35 protein-coding genes and 1 tRNA gene are annotated in these 25,098 nt (G+C 37.3%); 7 read left to right on the forward strand and 29 right to left on the reverse strand.

Annotation, left to right across the window (positions count from 1 at the left end; genetic code table 11):
- Positions 1–42: 42 nt before the first annotated feature.
- From GWI68_RS06920 to ppiB, 7 genes are all read right to left on the reverse strand, one after another.
- On the reverse strand, positions 43–2,205 hold the full coding sequence (locus tag GWI68_RS06920; RefSeq protein ID WP_166539798.1) for an ornithine decarboxylase: 2,163 nt from the start codon (positions 2,203–2,205) through the stop codon (positions 43–45).
- Between the two features lie 176 nt (positions 2,206–2,381).
- Complete coding sequence (locus GWI68_RS06925; protein WP_109409598.1) at positions 2,382–3,407, reverse strand: mechanosensitive ion channel family protein; 1,026 nt, start codon at positions 3,405–3,407, stop codon at positions 2,382–2,384.
- Between the two features lie 67 nt (positions 3,408–3,474).
- On the reverse strand, positions 3,475–4,734 hold the full coding sequence (locus GWI68_RS06930) for an MFS transporter (RefSeq protein ID WP_166539799.1): 1,260 nt from the start codon (positions 4,732–4,734) through the stop codon (positions 3,475–3,477).
- Positions 4,735–4,857: 123 nt separating this feature from the next.
- A complete protein-coding gene (gene purK, locus GWI68_RS06935; protein WP_166539800.1) occupies positions 4,858–5,925 on the reverse strand; it encodes a 5-(carboxyamino)imidazole ribonucleotide synthase in 1,068 nt (355 codons plus the stop codon).
- A complete protein-coding gene (purE, locus tag GWI68_RS06940; RefSeq protein WP_166539801.1) occupies positions 5,922–6,443 on the reverse strand; it encodes a 5-(carboxyamino)imidazole ribonucleotide mutase in 522 nt (173 codons plus the stop codon). The genes purK and purE overlap by 4 nt, the downstream gene beginning before the upstream one ends.
- Before the next feature lie 134 nt (positions 6,444–6,577).
- The gene (locus GWI68_RS06945) at positions 6,578–7,300 is read right to left on the reverse strand and encodes a UDP-2,3-diacylglucosamine diphosphatase (protein ID WP_166539802.1); all 723 of its coding nucleotides are present in this window, start codon (positions 7,298–7,300) and stop codon (positions 6,578–6,580) included.
- A 12-nt stretch (positions 7,301–7,312) separates the two neighbouring features.
- A complete protein-coding gene (ppiB, locus tag GWI68_RS06950) occupies positions 7,313–7,807 on the reverse strand; it encodes a peptidylprolyl isomerase B (RefSeq protein WP_166539803.1) in 495 nt (164 codons plus the stop codon).
- A 376-nt stretch (positions 7,808–8,183) separates the two neighbouring features.
- Between ppiB and cysS the strand changes: the two genes are divergently transcribed.
- Entirely contained in the window at positions 8,184–9,575 is a 1,392-nt protein-coding gene (cysS, locus tag GWI68_RS06955; protein WP_109409603.1) for a cysteine--tRNA ligase, read from the forward strand.
- 98 nt (positions 9,576–9,673) lie between these two features.
- Here the strand turns inward: cysS and GWI68_RS06960 are convergent, their stop codons facing one another.
- The 4 genes from GWI68_RS06960 to folD all read right to left on the reverse strand — a co-directional run bounded on the left by GWI68_RS06960 (position 9,674) and on the right by folD (position 13,025).
- A complete protein-coding gene (locus GWI68_RS06960) occupies positions 9,674–10,117 on the reverse strand; it encodes a hypothetical protein (protein WP_166539804.1) in 444 nt (147 codons plus the stop codon).
- A 236-nt stretch (positions 10,118–10,353) separates the two neighbouring features.
- On the reverse strand, positions 10,354–11,295 hold the full coding sequence (gene fruK / locus GWI68_RS06965; RefSeq protein WP_109409605.1) for a 1-phosphofructokinase: 942 nt from the start codon (positions 11,293–11,295) through the stop codon (positions 10,354–10,356).
- A gap of 641 nt (positions 11,296–11,936) precedes the next feature.
- Positions 11,937–12,149 (reverse strand): ribosome-associated protein YbcJ, encoded by a 213-nt coding sequence (ybcJ, locus tag GWI68_RS06970; protein ID WP_109409606.1) that lies wholly within the window; start codon positions 12,147–12,149, stop codon positions 11,937–11,939.
- 3 nt (positions 12,150–12,152) lie between these two features.
- Positions 12,153–13,025 (reverse strand): bifunctional methylenetetrahydrofolate dehydrogenase/methenyltetrahydrofolate cyclohydrolase FolD, encoded by an 873-nt coding sequence (gene folD, locus GWI68_RS06975; protein WP_109409607.1) that lies wholly within the window; start codon positions 13,023–13,025, stop codon positions 12,153–12,155.
- Positions 13,026–13,215: 190 nt separating this feature from the next.
- Between folD and GWI68_RS06980 the strand changes: the two genes are divergently transcribed.
- Positions 13,216–13,292 (forward strand) — tRNA-Arg (locus GWI68_RS06980).
- Positions 13,293–13,368: 76 nt separating this feature from the next.
- Here GWI68_RS06980 and GWI68_RS06985 read toward each other — a convergent pair.
- From GWI68_RS06985 to GWI68_RS07070, 18 genes are all read right to left on the reverse strand, one after another.
- Positions 13,369–13,557 carry an AlpA family phage regulatory protein gene (locus GWI68_RS06985; RefSeq protein WP_072070108.1) on the reverse strand — a complete coding sequence of 63 codons (189 nt, stop codon included), beginning with the start codon at positions 13,555–13,557 and terminating at the stop codon, positions 13,369–13,371.
- Positions 13,554–13,871 (reverse strand): hypothetical protein, encoded by a 318-nt coding sequence (locus GWI68_RS06990; protein ID WP_166539805.1) that lies wholly within the window; start codon positions 13,869–13,871, stop codon positions 13,554–13,556. The genes GWI68_RS06985 and GWI68_RS06990 overlap by 4 nt, the downstream gene beginning before the upstream one ends.
- Positions 13,871–14,479 (reverse strand): hypothetical protein, encoded by a 609-nt coding sequence (locus tag GWI68_RS06995; protein WP_166539806.1) that lies wholly within the window; start codon positions 14,477–14,479, stop codon positions 13,871–13,873. The genes GWI68_RS06990 and GWI68_RS06995 overlap by 1 nt, the downstream gene beginning before the upstream one ends.
- A 12-nt stretch (positions 14,480–14,491) precedes the next feature.
- The gene (locus tag GWI68_RS07000; RefSeq protein WP_064720860.1) at positions 14,492–15,073 is read right to left on the reverse strand and encodes a hypothetical protein; all 582 of its coding nucleotides are present in this window, start codon (positions 15,071–15,073) and stop codon (positions 14,492–14,494) included.
- Positions 15,073–15,771, reverse strand: a complete 699-nt coding sequence (locus GWI68_RS07005) for a Rha family transcriptional regulator (protein WP_166539807.1) — start codon at positions 15,769–15,771, stop codon at positions 15,073–15,075. The genes GWI68_RS07000 and GWI68_RS07005 overlap by 1 nt, the downstream gene beginning before the upstream one ends.
- Before the next feature lie 11 nt (positions 15,772–15,782).
- Positions 15,783–16,259, reverse strand: a complete 477-nt coding sequence (locus tag GWI68_RS07010) for a hypothetical protein (RefSeq protein WP_036934671.1) — start codon at positions 16,257–16,259, stop codon at positions 15,783–15,785.
- Positions 16,256–16,462, reverse strand: coding sequence for a hypothetical protein (locus GWI68_RS07015; RefSeq protein WP_166539808.1), 207 nt, complete (start codon positions 16,460–16,462; stop codon positions 16,256–16,258). Before GWI68_RS07015 ends, GWI68_RS07010 begins: the two co-directional genes overlap by 4 nt.
- The gene (locus tag GWI68_RS07020) at positions 16,449–16,802 is read right to left on the reverse strand and encodes a hypothetical protein (protein WP_166539809.1); all 354 of its coding nucleotides are present in this window, start codon (positions 16,800–16,802) and stop codon (positions 16,449–16,451) included. The genes GWI68_RS07015 and GWI68_RS07020 overlap by 14 nt, the downstream gene beginning before the upstream one ends.
- Positions 16,803–16,876: 74 nt before the next feature.
- Positions 16,877–17,299: a hypothetical protein gene (locus tag GWI68_RS07025; RefSeq protein ID WP_072070106.1), complete on the reverse strand. Its 423-nt coding sequence runs from the start codon at positions 17,297–17,299 to the stop codon at positions 16,877–16,879.
- Positions 17,296–17,595, reverse strand: a complete 300-nt coding sequence (locus GWI68_RS07030; RefSeq protein ID WP_166539810.1) for a hypothetical protein — start codon at positions 17,593–17,595, stop codon at positions 17,296–17,298. Before GWI68_RS07030 ends, GWI68_RS07025 begins: the two co-directional genes overlap by 4 nt.
- Positions 17,592–17,996 carry a hypothetical protein gene (locus GWI68_RS07035; protein WP_166539811.1) on the reverse strand — a complete coding sequence of 135 codons (405 nt, stop codon included), beginning with the start codon at positions 17,994–17,996 and terminating at the stop codon, positions 17,592–17,594. Before GWI68_RS07035 ends, GWI68_RS07030 begins: the two co-directional genes overlap by 4 nt.
- Positions 17,986–18,162 carry a hypothetical protein gene (locus GWI68_RS07040; protein ID WP_166539812.1) on the reverse strand — a complete coding sequence of 59 codons (177 nt, stop codon included), beginning with the start codon at positions 18,160–18,162 and terminating at the stop codon, positions 17,986–17,988. Before GWI68_RS07040 ends, GWI68_RS07035 begins: the two co-directional genes overlap by 11 nt.
- Complete coding sequence (locus GWI68_RS07045; protein WP_072065075.1) at positions 18,143–18,352, reverse strand: hypothetical protein; 210 nt, start codon at positions 18,350–18,352, stop codon at positions 18,143–18,145. The genes GWI68_RS07040 and GWI68_RS07045 overlap by 20 nt, the downstream gene beginning before the upstream one ends.
- A gap of 2 nt (positions 18,353–18,354) precedes the next feature.
- Positions 18,355–18,561, reverse strand: a complete 207-nt coding sequence (locus GWI68_RS07050) for a hypothetical protein (RefSeq protein WP_072065074.1) — start codon at positions 18,559–18,561, stop codon at positions 18,355–18,357.
- A gap of 205 nt (positions 18,562–18,766) precedes the next feature.
- The gene (locus GWI68_RS07055) at positions 18,767–19,216 is read right to left on the reverse strand and encodes a hypothetical protein (protein WP_161724294.1); all 450 of its coding nucleotides are present in this window, start codon (positions 19,214–19,216) and stop codon (positions 18,767–18,769) included.
- Positions 19,191–20,072 carry a hypothetical protein gene (locus GWI68_RS07060; RefSeq protein WP_161724296.1) on the reverse strand — a complete coding sequence of 294 codons (882 nt, stop codon included), beginning with the start codon at positions 20,070–20,072 and terminating at the stop codon, positions 19,191–19,193. Before GWI68_RS07060 ends, GWI68_RS07055 begins: the two co-directional genes overlap by 26 nt.
- 98 nt (positions 20,073–20,170) lie before the next feature.
- Entirely contained in the window at positions 20,171–20,458 is a 288-nt protein-coding gene (locus tag GWI68_RS07065; RefSeq protein WP_231039577.1) for a DUF3024 domain-containing protein, read from the reverse strand.
- Positions 20,459–20,546: 88 nt separating this feature from the next.
- A complete protein-coding gene (locus GWI68_RS07070) occupies positions 20,547–21,254 on the reverse strand; it encodes a LexA family transcriptional regulator (protein WP_072065069.1) in 708 nt (235 codons plus the stop codon).
- Positions 21,255–21,349: 95 nt separating this feature from the next.
- On the opposite strand from GWI68_RS07070, the gene GWI68_RS07075 reads away from it, so the two are divergent.
- The 5 genes from GWI68_RS07075 to GWI68_RS07095 all read left to right on the forward strand — a co-directional run bounded on the left by GWI68_RS07075 (position 21,350) and on the right by GWI68_RS07095 (position 24,991).
- The gene (locus tag GWI68_RS07075; RefSeq protein WP_072065068.1) at positions 21,350–21,574 is read left to right on the forward strand and encodes a Cro/CI family transcriptional regulator; all 225 of its coding nucleotides are present in this window, start codon (positions 21,350–21,352) and stop codon (positions 21,572–21,574) included.
- Complete coding sequence (locus GWI68_RS07080) at positions 21,567–21,815, forward strand: hypothetical protein (RefSeq protein WP_072065067.1); 249 nt, start codon at positions 21,567–21,569, stop codon at positions 21,813–21,815. The genes GWI68_RS07075 and GWI68_RS07080 overlap by 8 nt, the downstream gene beginning before the upstream one ends.
- Positions 21,816–22,071: 256 nt before the next feature.
- Entirely contained in the window at positions 22,072–23,637 is a 1,566-nt protein-coding gene (locus GWI68_RS07085; protein WP_166539813.1) for a DEAD/DEAH box helicase family protein, read from the forward strand.
- Positions 23,634–24,608 carry a toprim domain-containing protein gene (locus GWI68_RS07090; RefSeq protein ID WP_166539814.1) on the forward strand — a complete coding sequence of 325 codons (975 nt, stop codon included), beginning with the start codon at positions 23,634–23,636 and terminating at the stop codon, positions 24,606–24,608. Before GWI68_RS07085 ends, GWI68_RS07090 begins: the two co-directional genes overlap by 4 nt.
- Positions 24,608–24,991: an antiterminator Q family protein gene (locus GWI68_RS07095; RefSeq protein ID WP_166539815.1), complete on the forward strand. Its 384-nt coding sequence runs from the start codon at positions 24,608–24,610 to the stop codon at positions 24,989–24,991. The genes GWI68_RS07090 and GWI68_RS07095 overlap by 1 nt, the downstream gene beginning before the upstream one ends.
- Positions 24,992–25,098: the final 107 nt, after the last annotated feature.

Consider the following 25,098-nt stretch of genomic DNA (forward strand, 5'->3'; position numbering starts at 1 on the left):
GATGCCATCAAACATCAGCATTTTTTATGGAAAAATAAAGCATTATTCTTTTATAACATAAGCATAAATACGCTTACTACCATCATCTTCATTATAAATATAAACACCCTGAAGTTCCGTTGAAAAACCCGGAAGCTGGTTAATGGTTACTTCAAGGGCTTGAAAATAACGCAACACCGCACCTCCCCAAATTTCACCAGGAACTGTACATAAAACACCCGGTGGATAAGGTAAAGCACCTTCTGCAGCAATTCTGCCGTCTAATTGACTTAAAGGTAAAAACTCTACATTGCCACGTACAAATTCAATATTAGCTTGTTGAGGGGTTAGCGCTCGCTTAGGAAAATGATTTTTTCTAAACATCTGTTTTTGCAGTAATTTGATATTGTATTTGATACAAATATCATGCATTTCCTGACAGAGTTGACGCAAGGTATAACCTTGATAACGAGATTGATAACGACGACAAACAGAAGGTAATACCTGTTCTAATGGGGAGTCATCAATTAGCCGTTTTTCAAATCCCATAATTAATGAAATTAAGCGCTCAAATTTATCATTATGCTCTGCGGGGGTGAGTAAAAATAAAATAGAATTTAAATCACTTTTTTCAGGAATAACGCCATGTTCCCGCAAATAGTTTGCCAAAATAGATGCTGGCACACCAAAGGATTCATATTCTCCAGTATGAGGATCGATCCCCGGCGTTGTAAGCATTAATTTGCAAGGATCAACAAAGTATTGATTGGTGGCATAACCTTCAAATGAGTGCCAATTATCATTAGGAACAAAGTTGAAAAAGCGTTGATCGTGAGCGATTTCATCTGTGTCGTGATCTTGCCAAGCAATACCATCAATAACTTCAGGAATAAATGGCTTAATAAACTGGCACTGTCTAAGTAAGGATTTACGGGCCTCAACGCCTTGCTTAACACAATTCATCCACATAGCTTCACCGCTTTTGCCCGAATGCATCTTTGCATTGACATCTAGAGCTGCAAAAAGAGGGTAAAAAGGGCTGGTGGATGCATGCATCATAAAGGCATTATTCATACGCTTATGATTAACATATCGAGATTGTCCTTTGATATGCGCATCTTTTTTATGGATCTGCGAGGTTTGTGAGAAGCCAGCTAGTTGCTTATGGACAGATTGAGTGACGAGAATACCAGGATCGTTTTCATTGAGCGTCAGTAACAAAGGCGAACACTGTTTCATCATTGGGATAAATTGTTCATAACCGACCCAAGCAGAATCAAATAAAATGTAATCACAAAGATGACCAATTTTATCAACAACTTGTCTGGCATTGTAAATAGTACCGTCATAAGTGCCTAGTTGAATAACGGCCAAACGAAAAGGACGCTTATCGAATTGGCGTTCAGGCGTAATCTCTGCAATTTGTTGGCGTAAATAGCTTTCTTCAAAGCAATGTGCATCAATACCACCGATAAAACCAAAAGGATTGCGAGCTGTTTCTAAATAAATAGGGGTTGCACCCGCTTGAATAAGTGCGCCATGGTGATTAGATTTATGATTATTTCTATCAAATAACACTAAATCATTTGGTGCCAATAATGCATTTAAGGCAACTTTATTGGAAGAGGAAGTTCCATTTAAGACAAAATAGGTTTTATCTGCATTAAATACTTGTGCTGCATAGGCTTGTGCATCGTAAGGTGCACCTTCATGAATAAGTAAATCTCCCATTTCCACATCAGCATTACAAAGATCAGAGCGAAATAGATTTTCACCAAAATATTGATAAAATTGCTCACCGGCAGGATGGCGTCGGAAAAACTCGCCACCTTGATGCCCAGGGCAATCAAAAGCAACATTTTTTTCAGCAACATAATTAACTAAGCGTGAGAAAAATGGTGTAGTTAGATTTTCTTCATATTGATGAGCTGCTTTATTGATCAAAATACTATTCTTTTGATGTGCGCTTTCATCTGTAATGACAACACCCGAAACTTGATTAAGTAAGTCAGCACCAATGCTATCGTTAAGATCAACAGCAATAAAGATAGGTAATTCAAAGCCTGTTTGTTGAATACGTGCTAATTCACCTAACTCAATATCTGGCAATGACAATATCACCGCTGATACTTGCGTTAAATTTGCATCAACAATATCAATAATAGGGCGTTCACACGAAAAATAGTGTGAAAGCGAGGGGCGACACGCCAACTTCATTTTTTTCATTACACTCGTGTTTAATCAATCGGAGAATTGGCGAACAATATACTTGGTTGTGAATATGATTGAAATAAATTAAAGCAATAAGATTGATAATTTTATGCATAATAAATGCATAACTTACCGTTATTGGTGATTGGCAAATGGATAAGTTTATAAGAGGCTAAACTTATCCATTTCTATTATTGTGGGATAGAAGACGATTTTTCGATATAAATTGTTTGAGATGGAAATGCAAAGTCAGCGCCATGTTTATGCACAATCTCAATCATCTTCAAATAAACTTCCTGCTGAGCTTCAAGCCACTGTGCCCAGACAGTTGTTTTGGTAAAACAATACACCATGATATTGAGTGAAGAGTCTGCGAATTGATTAAAATAGACTAACAAGGTTTGTTGCGTATCAATTTTGTCATTTTGCATTAGCATGGTGCGGATATCTTCAACAATCACACCAATTTTATCTGAATCTTCGTAACGTAAACCGAGTTCAGTTTCAATACGTCGATTAGTCATTCGGCCCGGATTTTCTACACTAATAGAGGAAAAAATTGAGTTAGGGATATAAAGTGGTCGATGATCGAAAGTAATAATTTTAGTAATACGCCAACCAATTTCTACTACCGTACCTTCAATATTACGATCAGGTGAGCGCACCCAGTCACCAATATTAAAAGGGCGATCGAAATAGAGCATAACACCAGAAAAAAGGTTACTGAGTACATCTTTACTTGCCATACCAATGGCAATACCACCTAATCCGCCAAAAGTCATTAAGCCAGATAAGCTCATACCAAAATGCTCACCAAACAATAAGATGATGATGACAAAAAGGGTAATTTTAAATATCCGAGAAATAATACGGGCAGAAGTGGGATCACTACCTTTTCTAATCTGTGATTGCTCTAATCTATTAATAAGTAAGAAAAACTTACGCATTAAAACTAAGGCTATGCCAACGTAAGTAAAGAAATTAATCATCCTAAAAGAGATAAAATGGAGATTAAAATCCACAACAGCCATTTCACAGTATTGGCTTAAGATAATTACTAAACTACAAAGGAAGATGGCTTGGCTAATATGAATAATAATATTTCTACGACGTTTTTTCTTTTTGTCATGAAAAAGAGAGACGGCGACAAAACCAATAAAACAGGCTAAAGCAATGCCTACACCTATTGAGTATTTTATTATTAATGCATCATTCATCAGCTTAACATCTCCTTAGAAAATGCGTTTGTATAATACGTGATCTATTACCATGTTTATTTAATCGTTATTTTTTCTGTTCACTAGCATGCTGAAATTTAGGGTAAGTCGGTGGTTTCATAAAGAGTGTTACCGCAAGGATCAATAGCACAGGTATAGTTAAAATTAAGAATGCAGGCGTGAAACTCCCTGAGATGTCTTTTATTGCACCCGCAAAGAACGGCGCTAAACAAGCAAGCGTCGAAATTAAATTCATGACTGAAAAGAGTTCGAGATAAGGAGAGCGACCAAAGTAGTTAGCCAGTAATATACTTGATGCTAAAAAGGTCATTCCATAACCGATACCGACACAAACTGTAAACAGGATCAGATAAACCCAAGAGTTTGCCATGCTGAGTGCTAACAGCCCAATAATGATAATACTTAAACTAGCAATAAGTAATTTTTTAGGCTCTAGCCATTCACCAATCGCGCCACCGGCTAAGCGTGAGAAAGCGTTGATAAATGCCATGCTACTTAATAAGGTCGCGGCAATGGTTTCGCCAAAGCCATTTTCAATAATATGAGCAACTGCAAAGCTATTAACGGTAATACCGCACCATAAAAAAGCAGTATAAGTGGCAGCGATTACATAAAATTGCCATGTTCTTAAAGCATGGCGTGCCGTCCAAATTTCTTTAGTTTGATAGATACGTTTTGTGCTTTGGAGTTGGCTAATTCTTTTGGCATGCTCTTGCTCTTTACTTCCTTCACGTAAAAAGAGAATAGTGAAAAGAGTAACAACGGTAAGAGTGATCGCTGAAATAAGCCAATGCATACGCCATGTATGCCATAAATGCGTGGCTAAAAAGTAGATCCAAGGTCCCGCCACACCACCTAATCCGCCAATAGTGAAATAAACACCGAAGGCAAAAGATTGTTTTTCAAATAAACGAGAAATTACGTAAGTTCCGGGTACTGTTGCAAGTAAGGTAAAACCAATACCTAATAGTGCAGTACCAAGGAAATATCGAGCAATGGTGTAGGTTTCATAAAGAAAATAAAAACCGCTGACGAAAATCATCAGTCCAATAAGAAGGGTAAAGCGAACACTTAATTTACGAATAAGTAAGGTGGGTAAAAAGCTAGCAAGACCACAGGTTAATCCTAATAACGTAAAACCAAGGCCCGCTTGAGTCCAATTCCACTCTAGCTCATTTATCATGCTAGGAAGAACAACACCCAAAGATGTAAATGTGGTAGCGGTAGCTAAAAAATAGACCAAACCCAGTAATATCAGCATACTCCACTGATAAATGGGCCCAAAACTCTGTTGTGTGGCTTGCATCCTGACTCCATTAAACGGGTGCAGTAACCTGAATAATCAGGAGAAAATAGCGAATAACAGACCTCTTTAATCAAGGTCTGTTCGTTTAAAGGCTATTATTCTCTAACTTTATGAGTCGGACTGCTAGCTTAATTTTTCTAAAGCCCATTGGATGGGTTTTTGATAGTCATCATCAAGCATAAGACTCAATGATTTAAGTGTCTCTTTCAGCGGTTGGTTATCACGATGAACAAGATTAAGATGACCCACTTTACGCACGGGGCGAACTTCTTTTTCATACCAATGTAAATGCACTAAAGGCAATGAAAGCCATTGAGGATTTATATCAGTACCAATCAAATTAACCATCACCGCAGGTTGGCAAACTTCAGGTTTTGGCATTGGTAAATCTAAGATTGCACGTAAATGTAACTCAAATTGGCTAATTGAGGCACCATTTTGTGTCCAGTGCCCACTGTTATGAACTCGGGGTGCTAATTCGTTGATAAGTAATTTATCGCCGACAATAAAACACTCCATCGCCATTACACCGACATAATTGAGTTTATCAAGGATAGATGTCAGCATTTTTTCTGCTGATTGTTGTAATTCTGGGGTTGGTGTTGGTAATGCAACACTCATACGCAAAATGCCATCTTGATGAAGGTTATGTGTTAAAGGATAAAATACACAATGACCGTTTCTATCTCTGGCTCCAACTAAGGACACTTCACCAGAAAACGGAATACCTTGCTCTACAATGCATTCACCATAAATTTCAGTGGGTAATTGCTGTTCTTCACCAGGGTGAACTCGCCATTGTCCGCGACCGTCATAACCACCAACACGACGTTTCACGATAATAAAATTACCTAACTGAGCAAAAATATCAGGCCATTGTGCTGGAGATGTTAAGGCTTGCCAAGGTGCGGTTGCTAGGCTTAGTTCATCAAGAAGTTGTTTTTGAGGCAATCTATCTGCAAGTAAAGGGAAAATATCACGGTTAACAAAGTTAGTATGACGTTCTAACTCTTTTGTTAAAGCTGTTTCTGGCCAACGTTCAATTTCTGCAGTAATAATGCTCTTTTGATAGGGAACTGCTTCAGGTTCTGCATCTAATCCTACAGGGTAAACAGCAATGCCTAAAGGTTCACCCGCTTGTCTTAGCATTCTACCTAATTGGCCATTTCCAAGGACACAAACCGGTTTCATAGTGCCTCTCTTGGATCTGGGTTATTTAATACATCGTCGGTTTGTGTTGTGCGCCATGTAGTCAGTGCATCTAAAATAGCAGGAGAATGTAACGCCAAAACTTGGGCTGCTAATAAAGCCGCATTGGCAGCACCTGCTTTACCAATCGCTAAGGTTCCTACTGGAATACCTTTTGGCATTTGTACGATTGAATAGAGGCTATCAACACCGCTTAATGCTGCACTTTGAACAGGAACACCGAATACAGGTACTAATGTTTTAGCTGCAAGCATTCCTGGTAAATGAGCTGCTCCTCCAGCACCAGCAATAATGACATCAAAGCCATTACTTTTTGCTTTTTCAGCAAAACTAAATAACTTATCAGGGGTACGGTGCGCAGAGACAATCTCAACATGGTAAGGAATGTGTAGTGTATCTAATACATCAGCGGCATGAGACATGGTTGCCCAGTCACTTTTAGATCCCATTACAATGGCGATACGAGGAATAGCGGTATTTAGACCAACGTGAGAAGACATTACTTAACTGCTCCTGTAAGTATAAACGGATATAGCCTAATAAATTGAGAATGATAGTATCACGCTAACACGCCAAGGAAAACGTTTGCGTAAAGAAAAAAAAGGCTTTTTATAGAGAAAATAAGTGAAGCAACTTAAAAGGGAAAATGGATCAGTTCTATTTTTTCAGCGGTGACTTTAAACATAGAACCTTCGGTATGCCAAGCGCCTAATACACCACGGTAATGTGTTTTATCATCAATGTTGACGGTATGAATTGCCGGACGATGCGTATGGCCGTGGATCATCCATTCTGTATTGAAGTGTTTAAAAGTATCAATCACAGCCTGAGGGTTAACATCCATAATGGCATCTGATTTGTACTGATTTTCGTGCTGGCTACGTGATCGCATTTTGTCAGCGATACGCAGTCTAATAAATAGAGGCAGTAATAAGAATAGGCGCTGGATAAATTTATTATGCACTTTTTTACGGTAACGTTGATACGATTCATCATCCGTACAAAGTGTATCACCATGCAAAATTAGGATGCGATGTTTCTCTATTTCGAGCACTTTTTCTTGAGGAAGTAGAGTGATACCACTCTCTTTTGCAAAACGAGAGCCAATTAAAAAATCACGATTTCCATGAATAAAATAACAGGGAATACCCGCATTTTTTAGTGTCATTAGTGCTTGAGCAATTTGTTGATGTAATGGATTAGGATCATCGTCACCTATCCAAAAATCAAAAAAATCGCCTAAGATATAGAGCGCTTTAGCATGAATGGCTTGCTCTTTTAGAAAGCGAAGAAAACCGGCAGTGATTGCCGGTTCATGTTCACTTAAATGCAGGTCTGCAATAAAAAGCGTACACATAAAGAGTAATGCTTATTCGCTAACCGTTACACTTTTAATGATGATATCTTCACGAGGAACATCTTGGTGGAAACCGCTATGACCTGTGGAAACAGCTTTAATTTTATCAACAACATCCATGCCTTCAACAACTTCAGCGAAGACACAATATCCCCAACCATTTGCGTTTTCAGCACGGAAGTTTAAGAAATCGTTATCTGCAACGTTGATAAAAAATTGTGCAGTCGCGGAATGTGGATCGTTAGTACGAGCCATTGCTAATGTACCACGATTATTTGCAAGTCCATTGTTTGCTTCGTTTCTAACAGGTGCTTTGGTTGCTTTTTGGTTCATACCAGGTTCAAAACCACCACCTTGGATCATAAAGCCATTGATGACACGGTGGAAGATAGTGTTATCGTAGAATCCTTCTTTACAGTAGTCTAAAAAATTTTCTACGGTTGCAGGCGCTTTGTCTGCAAATGTATTAATCACGATATCGCCGTAATTGGTATGAAAAGTAACCATATTCAGATCCTAATATAATTTTAGCTTTACCCAGATTTGGGCATAAACAATAGTCCCGTTTTTTATATCACAGTTGCCTTATTTAGTCAGTATTCATCTTTTTTTTGCGCGGTTTTTCTAATTAAACGGGCATATAAAATAGGGAAAAAAACACTTTTCGCCAAAATTTAGCTTAATAACATAAGTTTGATTGTTCACTATCAACGATTGAACAGTGAAAATAAGGGCTAAGCAGAGTAATATAATAGCGTAGATCTTGAGTTTGCTTTGTTTCCAAGATCCAATATCCTAATTAATATCGTGCTATAGTAGTCGTTATTTTCTTTTATATAAAAACGTAATAAACACGTACAGTTGAAAACGGGAACGTCCACCGATGCTAAAGATTTTTAATACTCTCACTCGCCAAAAAGAAGAATTTAAACCTATCCATGCAGGGAAAATAGGTATGTACGTGTGTGGCATCACTATTTATGACCTGTGCCATATTGGTCATGGACGTACATTTGTGGCTTTTGATGCCATAACCCGTTATCTGCGTTATTTAGGCTATGACGTTAATTATGTGCGTAACGTAACGGATGTGGATGATAAAATCATCAAACGTGCGATCGAGAACAATGAAACGTGTGAGCAATTAACAACTCGCATGTTAGCTGAAATGCATAAAGATTTTGATGCATTAAATATTGCTCGCCCTGATTCAGAGCCTCGTGCGACACATCATATTGCTGAAATCATTGAATTAACGGAAGCGTTAATCAAACGTGACCATGCTTATGTTGCTGAAAACGGTGACGTTATGTTTGCGATTGATACCGATCCTGATTATGGGTTGCTTTCTCGTCAAGATTTAGAACAACTGCAAGCAGGTGCTCGTGTTGAAGTGGCTAATGTGAAACGTAATCCTATGGACTTCGTTTTATGGAAAATGTCTAAGCCGGGTGAGCCAAGCTGGGAGTCTCCATGGGGAGCCGGTCGTCCTGGTTGGCATATTGAATGTTCTGCAATGAACGGTAAAGAGTTAGGACACCATTTTGATATTCATGGTGGTGGTTCAGATTTAATGTTCCCACACCATGAAAATGAAATTGCTCAATCAACCTGTGCTCATGATGGCCCGTATGTAAATTACTGGATGCATTCAGGTATGGTGATGGTAGACAAAGAAAAAATGTCTAAGTCACTTAATAACTTTTTCACCATTCGTGATGTATTAGCTTATTACGATGCTGAAACGGTACGTTATTTCTTATTATCCGGTCATTATCGTAGCCAGCTTAACTACACAGAAGAAAATCTAAAACAAGCACGTACCGCTTTAGAGCGTCTCTATACGTCATTACGTGGTACTGATGCTAATGCACAACCTATTGGCGGCGAAGCGTTTGAAGCACTGTTTATAGAAGCAATGAATGATGACTTCAATACACCAGAAGCGTATTCAGTATTATTTGATTTAGCGCGGGAAGTAAATCGCTTAAAAAGCGTGGATATGAATAAAGCTAATGGTTTAGCTGCGGTGTTACGCAAATTAGCTAAAGTATTAGGTCTGTTAGAGCAAGATCCGGAAGCCTTTTTACAAAGTAGTGCTAAAGCAGACGATGCTGGTGAAGTTGAAAAAATTGAAACTTTAATTCAACAACGTAACGATGCACGTAAAAATAAAGATTGGGCTGCAGCCGATGTCGCGCGTGATGCATTAACTGCGATGGGAATTGTGTTAGAAGATGGCCCTCAAGGTACAACTTGGCGCCGTAATAATTAATATAATTAACGTACCATTACACTTAATACGTGTTTCTAAAAAATATCGGATATTTATTATCCGATATTTTTTTTGCTATTTATTATTTAGTATTTTATTTATTGACTAATAATACTGGTTTCTCTTTCATTATCTTTTTGTTTGTCTTTAAAATAATTTATGACATTCTCAGAAAAAAAGAGTCTATGAGTTAAGATAACTATAATAGAAAAAGCAACAAAACCAAATTCAGACATATTGGTTAATGACATCGAAACACTTAGTATAAAAAATAGCGAAATAGATAAGCATACCCATGATATTTTTAGAAAAGAGTAAGCATTTTTACTGTTTCTTGCGAGTTTTATCCATGCAATAACTTGTATTATCATTGTAATAATCAGGCACAGCATAATTAATAGGCCTAGAAGCATCGTTTGACCACCGCCCATCGCCATTGCTAATAAATAAATCGGTGCTCCAGCAACCAATATAAACAAACTTATACCTAAAAATAGTACTGAAATAACTTGGATCCATAAAAGTACTATGGGCCTTTCCATAATTTCTCCTAAAAACAAAATAAGTTTTTATTAGCTTTAGAATATCTTTATTAACTTTTATTAAAGTGAAGTTTATCGAATAAATAGAAAAAATAAAGTTTGATTTAATAATAAGTAAATATTAATCAATTTAAGAGATTCTATTTTAGAGTTTCTATAAATATGATATTAATATATTTAATTGGAACAGTGGTAACTCTATTTAATATCATTCGATATACCACTGGTATTATTACTTATAATTTTAGAGGAGTTAATTCTACTTCTGCCATCATTTTTGCCAATTGTTCACGGTCACGAATACCAACATTGGTCTGACTTACTGCAAGAGCAGAAACGGCAGTTGCAAGACGTAATGTATGCTCACTAGTTTGTCTCATCATCAGTCCATAAATTAGGCCGCCAACCATAGAATCACCGGCACCTACAGTGCTGACAACATTACATTTAGGAGGCGTTGCCATCCATGCGCCAGATGCATTTACCCACATTGCACCTTGTTCACCTAATGAAATAACAACGTGAGCAATACCTTGTTGGCGTAATGCTTGGGCTGCTTGTACAACATCAGAAAGTTCAGGTAAAGGCCGGCCAGCCCAAATTTCTAATTCATGATGATTAGGTTTAACAAGCCAAGGAGAGGCTTTTAATCCTGCGACAAAAGCATCTCGACTACTGTCAAAGATCAAACACATGCATTCACTGCGTAAACGAGTCATCCATGCAGTGAAATCATTAAGATCAACACTTGAAGGTACACTACCACTGACACAGATCATATCAAACTGACCAGCCCAGCTTAGTGTGTCATTCACGAAACGAGTCCAATCTTGTTTTGTAATTTCAAAACCAGAAAAATTAAAATCAGTGACTTTGCCATTAGGCTCAGTAAGTTTCACATTTATGCGAGTACGGCCTTCAACCATTTGAAAACGGTTTGCAATACCCGAATCACTAAACTCTTTTTGAAACCCATCTTGATTTTCTTTACCTAAAAATCCACCAACAGTGACATCAACGCCGAGACTTTTTAAGACTTTAGCAACGTTAATACCTTTACCAGCAGCATGAAAGCCTGCTGTTTTAACACGATTAACTTCACCAAGTTCAATAGGATTACTTAAACCAACAAGATCATAAGCAGGGTTAAGTGTGATGGTCGCAACTCTGCGTTTCATGCTAGTTCCTTACCTTAAATAAAAGAATAGGCATCATTTTTTGCTGTTGTTTAGCAATGATAGAGATACCTTGAGTGGGTAGGCCGAGCATAAAATCTCCTGTTAGATGAAGGGCAAAAAAGATCTAAATATCACAAAATAACAACTAAGATTGTATCATTGGGCTGAATCGTTTCAAATTATAGCGTGTAATTTAGTACAAACAATGTTCTTTTACCTAATAAAAGTAGAAATAAATTAGATCTAAATCACATTTTAGTGCATTTAAACATGAACAAATGAGTAAAAAGTGTCAGCAAAAAGGTTTGTTGCTGAAGTTTTACAGTAATGGTTAAAAAGTGTTATTTATATATAAAATAATAACTTACATGGTTTTTTTTATCTATTTCTTGATGAAATGTATAATGTGCTGAACATCTAGGAGGGATTATACCAAGAGATATACCTAAAAATAATGATTTGAATTTAATTAAATTAAACTAAATTTGTTATTTTGATTTTAATTCAATTAGTTATGATTATCTCTTTTTTTTTAAGATGATTAAATAAGGAAAAACAGAGGAAAAAAGAAGAAAAGTGTTCAAAAGAAAAAAAGTGCCACTTAGGGTAGCAGCACTTTTTAATTTTAACTGACTTGCTGATTATTTGCTGACACTGACCGAGAACTCACCAAAGGTGACAATTTTTCCATCAACGATTTTACAACGCTTACGGGTTTCAACTATGCCATCAACGCTAACTAAGCCTTCAGCAATGACACTTTTAGCAGCAGCACCGCTTTCTGTCCAACCTTGAAGTTTTAATAAATCACAAAGCTCGACATAGTCGTGCCCATCTAATTGAAATGTTTCCATTGATTAATTATTTCCTGTTTCAGGGTCGTGATACTCTTCACATGCTTGTAAAGTGTTTTGAATAAGTGTGGCAACAGTCATTGGACCGACACCACCAGGGACTGGCGAAATCCAACCTGCGCGTTGTGAAGCGACTTCAAATTCAACATCGCCCACCACTTTACCACTTTCAAGGCGGTTAATACCGACATCAATGACAATGGCACCAGGTTTAATCCATTCACCGGGGATAAAGTTAGGTTTACCTACCGCGACAACCACAAGATCAGCGTGTTCAACATGAAAACGTAAATCTTTAGTGAAACGATGAGTAACCGTTGTTGTACAGCCTGCAAGTAAGAGCTCTAGGCTCATTGGACGACCCACAATATTTGACGCACCAATAATAACCGCGTTTAAACCATTCATAGGGATATCACAACGTTCTAGCAGTGTGACAATACCGCGAGGCGTACAAGGGCGTAATTTTGGTGCACGTTGACATAGGCGACCAACATTGTAAGGATGAAAACCATCCACGTCTTTATCTGGGCGAATACGTTCTAGTACTTTAACGTTATCAATTCCGGCAGGTAAGGGGAGTTGAACGAGAATACCATCAATCGTGTTATCTTCATTAAGCTGGTCGATCAGGTTTAATAAATCAGCTTCACTGGTAGTATCAGGTAAGTCATAAGAGCGAGAAATAAAACCAACTTCATCACAAGCACGGCGTTTACTTCCGACATAAATCTGTGATGCTGGGTTATCACCCACTAAAATAACAGCTAAACCAGGCGCTCGTTTTCCTGTATTAATACGTTGTTTTACTTTTTCGGCAACTTCGCTTCTGATGGTCTGCGCAATCGATTTCCCATCTATAATTCTTGCTGACATCTATACATCCAAATTATTCAATTACGATATTGCTCTATTTTGTCAGATCAAGAGCAATCTGTCAGTCGAATACTTGCCATATTTTGACCATATAGTTTGATATCGTTGAAAAATCGTTGACTCTCAGAATGTTGAACGTATAATTCACACCCGTTATCAGCAGTGATTGCTGACGTCTAATTTCTTCTAGGCGCCCTTAGCTCAGTTGGATAGAGCAACGGCCTTCTAAGCCGTAGGTCACAGGTTCGAATCCTGTAGGGCGTACCATTTAAAATCAATGAGTTACAAGATTTTAAAAAGAAACCCGCAAGAGATGCGGGTCAAGTAACGGGTCAAGTTAGCATTACAGTTTTTCACTTCTAACCCACTCTTCATAGACATGTTCTGGCCAGCCTAAAAACGTACCACCTTTTGTTCTTTCTGGTCTGGGAAACTCATTTCGTTTTGCGTACATTCTCCAAATTGTAGGTTTGCTTTTGCCAGTTAACTGGATCATTTCCTTCCACTTAATGTATCGAGTCACAGTTGTCATTTTTTATTTCCTTCCCTATACCCGTTCTCCATAATGCACTGTGCGATAGTCGCTGGTGGGTTATCCCAATGGGCATCAAAAATGATATCGTTTAAATGATATTTACTGATGTCATCTAAAGTCTTAGGTAAGGTGTCATGGGGTAATTTTAAACAAATAGAATCACCCGTCATGCTTACTGCAATATCAATGATCTGCTCAGTGGTAAAATCTGTTTTACGATAACCGGCTTTCCAGACTGCATCAGTTATATCACCGGGATCACTACCTGTATTTTTGATGACACTAACGAGATTGAAATCTAAAGTTGTCATTAATCATCATCCTTAATTAAGCTGTAAACTTTATCAGCAATATCAAAAGCATTATCAGCCACTGCTAATACAAGTAATTTAGGATCACCAAATGATTTTTTTGTCAGAAGTGAAAAATCGAAAAGCACACTTTTGCTATCTTTTGTTTTCAGCATTCCCGTAATAACACGGCCAAATAGCAGATAAGGCAAGGCTAAATACATGGACTGCAATAAAGGTGCTTCACCTTTAATAAATTCCTGCTCAAAAAGACGATTAAATGACGGGTACTTATCTTTGATTAAAGTGAGTTTTGTTTTATAGTAGGGATAGAAATTTTCATCCTTCTCTTGCTTATAATGAATAGCGACATAAGAACCATCGTCATATGATTTAATATGTGTATATTCAGCATCGCTAGGAATTGCTTCATCAAATTGAATAACAATATCATCACTGAATTCAGAGTTGTGTTTCATGCGTAATACTACATGCCCATTAGACACTTCGATATGTTCAACGTTGATATGTACACAGTTAGTAACAAGACGAACATCATCACTCATTTTTAATAATGTAAGTGCAGCTCTTAATTGGCTTGTCTCGATGTAAGGTAATTTAGTTGTCATTTTTTACCGTCCTTAGTGCATAGTTGGCATAGCTAGAAATCCGTTATTAGCTTCTAACTCGCGAATATAATCATCATGAAGAATACAGAGCCCTTCACGTCCTTTTTCTGATAGGCGAGGACCATGTTCAAGGGAGATGTCCAGAAAGCCGATATAGGCTTTTATGATGAAGTCAGGACAATAATCTTTATAGATACCCCCTAACTCTTCGATAAGAATGCTTTCAAAATGGCTTGCAAGACAAAGGCGCAAAGAAGCTGGGTAAATGGTTAAAGCGTTTTCTCCGTTACTGTAAATAGTGGCAAGATCAACACCGCCTTCTTCATTACGAATTTCAGTGGTGCCATTCTTTTCTTGTAGTTCACGAATAAAGCAAGTTGCTACCACCCAGCGCCAGACAGAAATTCTCTGTTCAGGTGTTAATGTTTCAGGTTCATCAGCTAACTTACCCATGACTGCAGCGGCTAAATATAAACCTTTCAATAACTCTTTATCGTATTGACCTGATTCAAGGGCTGTTACAGCTTCAGAGTAAGAAATTAAAGCACCATCATCAGAAATAACGCCATTACTAGTATCAGTAAAATAAGCCATTATTTACCCTCCCAGCCAATTGCCTGAAACAATCCCATTTTAGGATGATGCCAGCGAGTGCCACGTTTTTCGGCTTCACTCATCATTGCCTTGAATGCAGATATAAAATCAGCTTCATGAATAATGGCCATAGGCCTAGGCATACCTTCGGGCGTAAGAATAGTTATTTTATTTTTGCGAACATTGAACTGTTTGGTGAGTGTTTTGCATTTATCCACCGTCATACCTGATTTAGTTCTCGCCAGAGAGTACCCAACCCAACCTACAGGGATCGTTCCTTGTTTTATTTGCTCAACGACTTCATTCACTTGTTCAACTTTTTGCTCTACATGAGATATACGGCGTTCGCTTTCTAAGTTAGCCAGCGCCATAGCAGCAATAATTTCTGCTTGTGATTTTGGTTTGACTCGTTCATCTTCAAGTTCTTTCCAGCGATCAACTAACCGAGCTGTAAACTCTGGGGACAGTTGCGCAACGACAATGATACTGTCTCGTTTACCTTTTTCACCTGTGAAAACATAATGTAGTGGAGTGGTTCCGTTTGCTGCTTTAATCCCATCCACCGTTGGTGGTTCGGATATAACATTTTTCTCTGCCAACCGTTCGATAGTTCTTTTAACACTATCTTCACGGCTACCAACTAATTCGGCGATCTCTTTAGAGGTCATTGACGCATTGGTGCTAATTAAATTATTCATATTGACTATCCTTAGTGTATTAATTGACTTTTACCTTGTGAGATAAGCAAAGTGGCGCTATTGATGAGTAGTTGATCAAGCATGTCTTGCATCCATTTATCACCTTCTTCGCCTTTTGCTTTGTTACCTTCGTAAAAACGGAACAGGGCGAATACGCCATCGCCTGACTGATCGAGAATGACTGACTCAACTTTTACAATGAGTAGCTTCTCGATAATTTTTAAATCCAAATCGACAACAATATTTTTGTGTCTAAATGAAAACTGCTCATTAAGACCAGGACCGAATCGCGTTACACAGGAGATTAAATATTTATTTGCTACAATCGTTCTTAAATTATCAACAATGTGCTTAACAAATATCTCTTGTTCTTCTGGTGTTAATTTACGATTTGACTTAATAGCTTCTTTATCTAATAAGGAAGCAGGGAAACCTTTTTCTTTTAAATATTCGATGATTTCATTTGTTGTCATTTTTTTACTATTCATAACATGCCACCCGGTATTTTAATTTTGGCTTTATCTAAACAACGCTTAGATGATTGATTACTTATTTTTTGTTGATAACTCATTGCGCCTTTAGCTGGTGGAACTGCGATAATAAAAGCTTGGTTATATTGCTCTAGTGCGCGTCTATAAAATCCTTTCCCCTCTAATTGCTTACCTTTTTTCATGAATTCAGAATACGTCATGATATTTATATTCCTCTCCATTTAAGTAAGGAGGTAAATACTCAACAATATAATCAATCATGAATTTACCCATATCAGAAATCGAGCCATTTAAGTTATATAACCATTCATAAGTATTGTAGATATCTTTATCACTCCACTTACAACGTTGACGGCAATCTTTTTCTTCATAGACATCACGGAAGAAATTATTTAAATTTTCAAAGTTAATTTCTGTAATAACAGTTTTATTATTTAACTTTGATTTAAACTCAGCTTTCTTTCCATTTTGTTTAATATAAATAAGCACTGAGTTGATAAAACGCTTTCTTCTTACTTCAAGTAAATTAACTTTATCCATGTTGCTTACTCCTGATTTAGAGCGCAGCAATCCCTAGCATGAACGCTATAATTAATTTTTATTTAGTGGATGATTTATTTATTGGTTAAAGCATTATTTAATTCGTAATATAGTCTATCAGCTTCTTTTTCTGCATCATCATATTTAGCGACAGCTTTAGCATATTCTTTTTGTAATCGTTCAATATTACGCTCTTGCTTTAATCGCTCTTGGAGTTCGGTTAGTTTAGCTTCCTTGCGATCCATAAAGTGTTCGGTAGGTTCGCCACGCTTAAAAGCGATTGTGCCATTTTCAAGTTCGCATTGTTCACCTTCATAGTTAGTCTCAATGCCTTCCTTATGAAGTTCACGCTCGGTGAGGATATTTGCTAGCTTATTTAATGCTGAACGCTCACTTAAGTAAGCACGATTAGCACCTGAAATAATATAAACAGGGCGCATAGCAATAGTAATTTGATTGTCAGTTGCTTTCTCAATAGCTTCGTGTTGTCTGCTCATTTTCTTGTTCCTTTTATTTTTCGATTTGATATTTCGTATTCAATTCCACCAAGTTTGTCATTTAATATTGATATCAATAATGACACTTGGCTTAAAAATAATCCCACATCACCAAGATGATCTTTACCATTGGGATAATTTTCATTAGCATCAGCCCAAAACATAAAATCGCCGAATACCTTCATTCCTGTAATGAGTGAATCAATAGATAAGTCTAAGTTTGCTCTTAATTTTCCCAACTCGCCTTCCGATAATTTGTTTAAATCAGGAAGAACAATTAATTCATCGATATTCATTGCGCCTCCGTGAAACTTACTTTTTCATAAACGGTTTCTAAATTTAATTTTGCTGATTGGATTAAATTTGTAATTTGAATGTCGTAATTTTTAATGTGACCACTTTCTTCAGCTACTTTTAAATTAATTGCAGTTTCTAATGTGTTTAAAATACACCCGACAGCCGTTTCAATTGTATCGTTATCACTGACTTTAATTTCACCGATAGGCTTTGGTGATTTATCAGTATTAATATTCGATACACTTTCTTTAGCTCTTTCTATATTGGCTACTGCTGATTCAATCGCATTAAACATATTATCGCTAGGTGTTACGTTATCATTGATAATGAGATTTAAAATAGAAGTTGCATAAAGTAATTCATCACAAGCGGATTCTTTTAACTTAGTGTTATTCATCATTTAAAACCTCATCGATTTCATCTTCTGCTTGAGATAATAAGCTAAGTTGAATTGCTCGCTCTTCGCTATTACGAGAAATAAACTGAGCTAAAATTAAGAATGCTTTTACTCGATGTAATGTATCTGGCATTTTTCCGCTATCTACATTAATTATTTCTTTTGCCATGATCATTATCTCTCTGAGCATTTTCTTCAAGAATCCAGTTAACAACATCACCAGATAATTCATGCGCTAGTTCTATTAAAGTTTCAACATCAGGGCTTTCAGGAATTCGAAGATTATTTAGTTGAAATAACAGTGCATTTAATTGAGAGCTTTTTTTTGCAACAGATTCTAAGTTGAGTTCGTGAGCCATAATTAAGCCTCGCAAGGAAATTGAGCAGAGAAAACAACATTGCTACCGAGTAACTCTTTAGCTTGTTCAGCACTGGTAGCCATAACTTCTTTTTTCTCTGGATTCTCAGTTTTAGTCCAGAAACGAAACAAGAACATAGGTAATATTACGCCTGTATGTACGTCAGGTTTCGGTAAATTAAGGATTGCGGTAGAATGTATAGTGGTCATATTTACACCTTTATTTTCAATTGACACTATAAATAATACTTTAAGTATTATTATACTTCAATACTTAAAGTATTAAGTATTGTTTTTAGTATAAAAGCTATTGATATTTCGGATAATTTATTTTCAAATAAATCTCAGATTGGAATGAAGATCACTTCTTTGGAGGGGAGAGGACACAAAAAAGCCCTCGCGGAGAGGGCTGGGGTTATTTAAAACTATTTCGATTAAGTAAAATATAAGCTCCAGCGCTATCCACAAAGAAAAAATAGATAGATAAAAAGAATAGGATTACTTGAATCACGCCAAGATACAAGTTAGGAGAAAAAGTAACAGAGGCATAAACAAGTAAGGAAATTGTAATTAAAAATATCCTTCTAGCAAGATAGAAGGCATACCTTCTCCCGTCAGTTTTTGAGCCTAGAAGGGTTACGACTCTAGACACTTTGTATGCACATTGTCCAAATATCACCGATGACATAATCGACCAGTCGGATGTTAGTAATAGAGAAGATACAATCGCCTCAATTGAAATTGAGTTTTTTACAGCTGTAATGATCACTAGTGCAATAACAGGAATAATTAAGAAGACAGCTTCTCCATAGATGTCGGCCATCATCGATTTTTTTTCTTCATTCTCGTTTTTGGAAGAGATCATCTTGTGTGCCTGTATTTCTTTCGATATTAATAACCTCTATTATTTTAGCATTTTTGTACTTACTTTTCGCTTTTTTCTTTCCTTTTATCGGCATAATCTCATCATATTCGATAATCGCTTCCATCAAATCATTTGGGCCAATAGGAGAAATAAGCCCTGATTGATAACTGTCTAGCCAGTCATTATTTGCAACTTTTGCTGCAAATACATTTTCAGTTACTAGTTCTTCTAGTCGCCATATGTTATCCCCTTTGTTGGCTAATACATTTACGTGAAATTTAGATGCCCTTTTGTGGTGTTTTATTGCATGGGAAAGAATATCTTCAACATTTCCATTAAAAGTAAATTTATTATTTAATTCTTTGAAACCGCTAAAGTCAGTGTCACCCATGGCTCCCATTCCGATGAGAGCTGATTCATTTTCGTGAAGGCGAGAGCTTAAAACTGAATAATCAGATAAGGTCTTACCCAGCATCTCTAAATCTATACATGGTTCTACTCTTATATTTTCATTTGAATTATTAATAATTGTTTCAGAAATAACATTAGAATAGGACTCGAGATCATCTCTCGTTGAAACTTCAGACTTTATAAGCATGTTATCTGCTAAGGATGTAGCTGATTTTAATATAAGGATTTCCCACTTATCCTTTATGCACTTAATCCATGCTATAGCCGACCCATTTTGTAGCCCAACCAACTCAAAAACAGCATCATCTTTTTCGTTAATTGATGATAATGATATCAATCCAATTCTTTTATAAAACTTAACGTAACCAGTTAAAATATTGAGAATATCTTCAGGGTCTTTTCTATCTTTGTTGTAATTGAATTTTATAGCTATAGCATTATTCATCGCCATCTCATGTTTAATTTGATGATTAATTATTAAAATCGCGTCAGCCAAATTTCAGTTTTACTGTTGCTCTGTCAACCACACCCTAAAACGTATCGTCACCCAAAGAAGCAGCCTTGTACATCATCTTCGACGAGCTTAATAGCGTCAGAGAAACTACCTAACATTTTTTCATCGCAGTTGTGCCAGTTACTATTTTTATCCATCCAAAGCAGAGACCATGAATTCGAATATCTATTATGTGTGATTTTTGCTATAGGTTCTTCTACTCTGCCATCACTCCATATTAGTTGCCTAATTTCAAAGATAATTACTGAGTCGTCCTCGATACGATACTGTAAATCTAATTCATCCCTTAGGTGCTCTGCTGGGCGGCGTTTTTCCATGAAAAATTCCATACACCGTCTAATATTTGCTATCTCAATATTGTTAAACGCCATATTTCCTCCTAAAACGTGTCGTCAGGCCATTTCGTTATACAAAGCGCATCATCATCTGAACAACAACACCAATAATTTTACAGTTGCCATTGATCGTAATAGCCGGGTAAGCAGGATTTAGTGCTTTAAGATATTTAGCACCATCCAAGACAAGTTTTTTGAATGTTGCTTCATTTGTTTCAGTCAGTTTAGCTATCACCAAACTTCCATTTATAGGCTCTCTTCCTGTATCAACTAGAACCAATGATCCTTCAGGAATACTGATACCCGTTGGCGCTGTCATTGAATCACCTTCAACCTTAAGCCAAAAAGCAGATCCCTGAACAGCAACTTCAGACTCGTACCATTCGTCAATCTCACTCAACGTATATGGTTCACAGGCTTCAGTCCAATTCCCCGCCTGAACAAAGCTAATAACGGGGTATTTGGGGGCTGGTCGATAAGGCCTTGGGTTGCTAACATTTGCATCAAATCCTTTTGATAACTCTGTTATTTCTTTAGCTAAGGATGGGCTAAACTCAGATATTGATACTTGTAGTTTTTTAGCAAAAACAGAGGCAATTTGTAAGTTAAGAGCATTTCGCCCATTAAGATAATGGCCAACGGCTCCTTGACTAATATCTAGTTCATCAGCTATTTGCTGCTGAGTTAGATTAAGCTCTTTTTTCTTTAACTCATACAAAGCTTTCAACCTATAGCAGTCTTCAAGCTGTTCTGTCGTCAGTTTTTTCTCTAATTTCATGAATACATCCTAATACTATTAATATTAATATTCCAATACTGTAGGTATTGATTATAATAATATCTATAGTATTATTCTGTTTATGGAGGCATTAAATGCAAAAAGAACTTTTATCCGAGTTTGTTAGAAAAAATGGGCAAGGAAGAACTGCAGAGCTACTTGGCGTACATCAAACTGCAATTAGCCAAGCTTTACGAAAAGGGCGAATTATTTACATTTCCACTAATGGCTTAGGAGGGTATGAAGCTGAAGAAATAAAGCCATTTCCAAACAAAATCAAGGAGCAATTAGGTGCACCAAATCAATATGCCGATGCCTGATCACTACTTTCCTGATGATGCTAAGTGGATTCAGGAACAACTCACGAAGTTAAGCCCAAGCATGAGGCAAAAGGCATTAGTTAAATATTCAGAAGTGTATCAAACGGAATGGGAACGAGAACAAGTTCCCTACCGTAAAGACAACAAAGCTCGTCATGAGGCTAACGTGAGATTAAGAGAGTTCATAAAGCGTTATCAGAGAGCAATGCAAGGTTATACAGCAAAGCCGTTATCGATTTAACAGTGATTGGATTTAGGAGATGTTGGAAGTTAAGACGTTTAGCCGTCTAGATTGTTTTCTGGGGAAGAGGGGAAAACTTTCTAGGGGGGAAAGGGGGGTGATCTTTGAAAGGGGTGTTAGGGAAGGCACAGCCAAGGGAGTGAGTAGATCTTAAATATAGATCTCTATAGGAGTTAAAAAGCCAATAGCCGTTTAGACGTCCAGATAAAAATAAATCCCTTCCTTTGGCAGTGCTAATTATCAAATGAGGAAACCGATGTTAACAATCACACCAAATTTTGCACAGGAACGCGGATTGACGATGTTACGTCAGGCATGGAAGCAAAATAGAACATTCATGATTTATAGCCCAACAGGAAGCGGAAAAACGGCATTAGCTGCGTTTATTACTGATGGACATATTCAGCGTGGAATGAGAGTGATGTTTCTTGTTCCTTACACAATTTTGATTGATCAAACAGCCAGTCGTTTTATTGAGTATGGCTTGCCAGCCGAAGAGATTAGCTATGTATGGCGCGATCATCCTAATTACGATCCGACCCGTTTAATTCAAATTGCATCAGCAGATACCGTTATTCGTAGAGATTTTCCAGACAGCATCGATTTACTCATTATCGATGAGGCGCATTTACGCCGTAAGAAAATATTAGAAGTGATCAGTGAAAGTGAATTCAAGGTAATTGGTTTGTCCGGTACGCCTTTTGCACCATTCCTTGGTCATTACTACGAAACACTAATCAAGCCCACCACCATGAAAGAGTTAATCAAGCGTGGTGATTTAAGCTCATATGAGTTCTATGCACCAACTAAACCAGACTTATCAAAAGTAAAATCGTCCAGCAACGCAGAGTTCGGCAGTGATTACAAAGAAGCTGAAATTGCTGAAATTATGAGTGGTGCTGATTTGGTGGGGGATATTGTTGATAACTGGTTGGTGAATGGTCGAAACCTACCTACGATTTGCTTTTGCGTCACAGTCAGTCATGCCAATTTTGTCACCGTCGAATTTAATCGTGCAGGTGTGAATGCTGAGGTGATCACTGCAGATACGCCACATGATGAGCGTCAGATCATTATTCATCGGTTTGAGCAAGGCGCGACCAAGGTGCTTGTGAGCGTGGGAACATTGATTGCCGGCTTTGATAGTGATGTCCGTTGCATTATTTACACCCGTCCAACTAAATCAGAGATTCGTTGGTGTCAGGCTATTGGAAGAGGATTACGTACCGCACCAGGAAAAGAGACTTGCCTTATTTTTGATCACTCCGGCTCAGTTCACCGCTTAGGTTATCCCGATGATATTGAATATGACGAACTGCCTACCAAAAACGACGGTATGAGTGAATCTTCGTCTAGCAGAGAGCAAGAAAAACGAGAGAAGAAACCGAAAGAATGTTCCTCTTGCCATTACATGAAACCTGCAGGTGTTTATGTTTGCCCTAAATGTGGGTTTAAACCTTTAGTGGGTGAAGATATCGATGTTGATACTAGCCGAAACATTAAAAAACTGAATAAAAAAGAGCGCACTTACACTCGAGAAGATAAGCAAAGCTGGTGGTCTCAATTGAAATACTACCAGAATCAGCGTGCGACACAGGGCAAGCCCATCAGTGATGGCTGGGTTGCTAATACCTTCAAGGATAAATTTTGTGTATGGCCACAAGGTTTTCACAATACGCCACAAGAAATCACACCTGAAGTGAGTAATTTCATTAAATACAAACAAATCGCCTTTGCTAAGTCTCGCAAGAAGGCGCAAGTCAATATTCAAAATTTACGCACTCAAATTAGCCACCAGCCACAGCAAGGAGGTTTACTGTGAATACAATTGATGCCGTAAAAGGGCAATGGGCAAAAATATTTGCACATTATGGGTTACCTCCTATAACAGGGCGTAAGCACTTTAAAGGGAAATGCCCTATCTGCGGACAAAAAGGAAAGTTTCGTATTGATGATAAAGACGGGCGAGGAACCTACATCTGTACGTGTGGTTCGGGTAACGGTTTTCAATTGTTAGAAAGAACACAAGGCAAAGACTTTAAAACATTAGCAGATGAAATTGATGTGTTGATTGGTAATCAGCGAGAAAAAGAAGCTATTTTGCCAACTAAAATAAATAAGAATAATTTATTCCAACGTATTACGGGCTGTTATTCCAAACTACCCATACTTAAAAATACACCAGCCATGCAGTATTTGCAGAATCGAGGTGTTTTTGAGTTACCACTTGATAACGTCCGTTATTGTGATCATCAACCTGTTCGTAATAGTTCTGACAAATTTCAAGCTATCTGGTCACTAGCTACTGATGCTAAAGGGCAACTCTGTTATTTACATAGAACGTATTTACAAGGGGATAAAAAAGCACCTCTTGATATTGTGAAGAAAATGACTGCTGTGCAGGAAGATAACTATTTAGAGTATGCAGAATCTGTCGCGATAAGAATGTTTCCTGTCGATACCACACTTGGCATAGCTGAAGGTATCGAGACGGCACTTTCTTGTAAGCAACTCTATGGTGTAAATACTTGGTCGGTCATCAATACTAACTTCATGAAAAAATTTAAAGCACCGAAGGGGGTGACCCACCTTGTTATCTTTACAGATATGGATTGGAATGCGGCAGGTCATGCTGCAGCTATGGAGTGCGCACATAAAAACCTACTTTCTAATAATGATGTAGAAACGGTCAGTGTGAGATGGCCTGATAATGATGATTTTAATGACATGCTAACAGAAGCTTGTGAGGTAAGAGAGTTAGTATTTTCAAGACAACATAAGGAAGTGGCGTAATGCGTGATATACAACAGGTATTAGAAAGATGGGGTGCATGGTCGGTAGATAATACAGAGTCGGTTCAATGGTATTCGATTGCTGCGGGATTTAGTGGATTAATACCAAGCAAGGTTAAAGCTCGTCCTCAATGCTGTGAAGACGATGCAATAATTATTTCTAGTTGTATGGCGCAATTGAATAAAAAGAATAGTGATATGCATGATCTATTGCTTGATTATTACTTATTCGGAATGACATTTATGCAACTTGCTAACAAGCACAATTGTTCTGATGGGCATATAGGTAAAAAATTACAAAAGGCAGAAGGAATAATAGAAGGTATGTTAATGATGCTAGATGTTTCCTTAGAAATGGATCGATATGTAGAAAAAATCATATAAAAACTTTACGTACGTAAAAATGATGATATTGTGATAAGACTGACATCAAGGTCAACTAGCTTATGAACCTCATTTAAAGTGAGGTTTTGTGTTTTTATTGGTTATTC

The organism is Proteus sp. G2669, from assembly GCF_009915245.1.
GTDB lineage: Bacteria > Pseudomonadota > Gammaproteobacteria > Enterobacterales > Enterobacteriaceae > Proteus.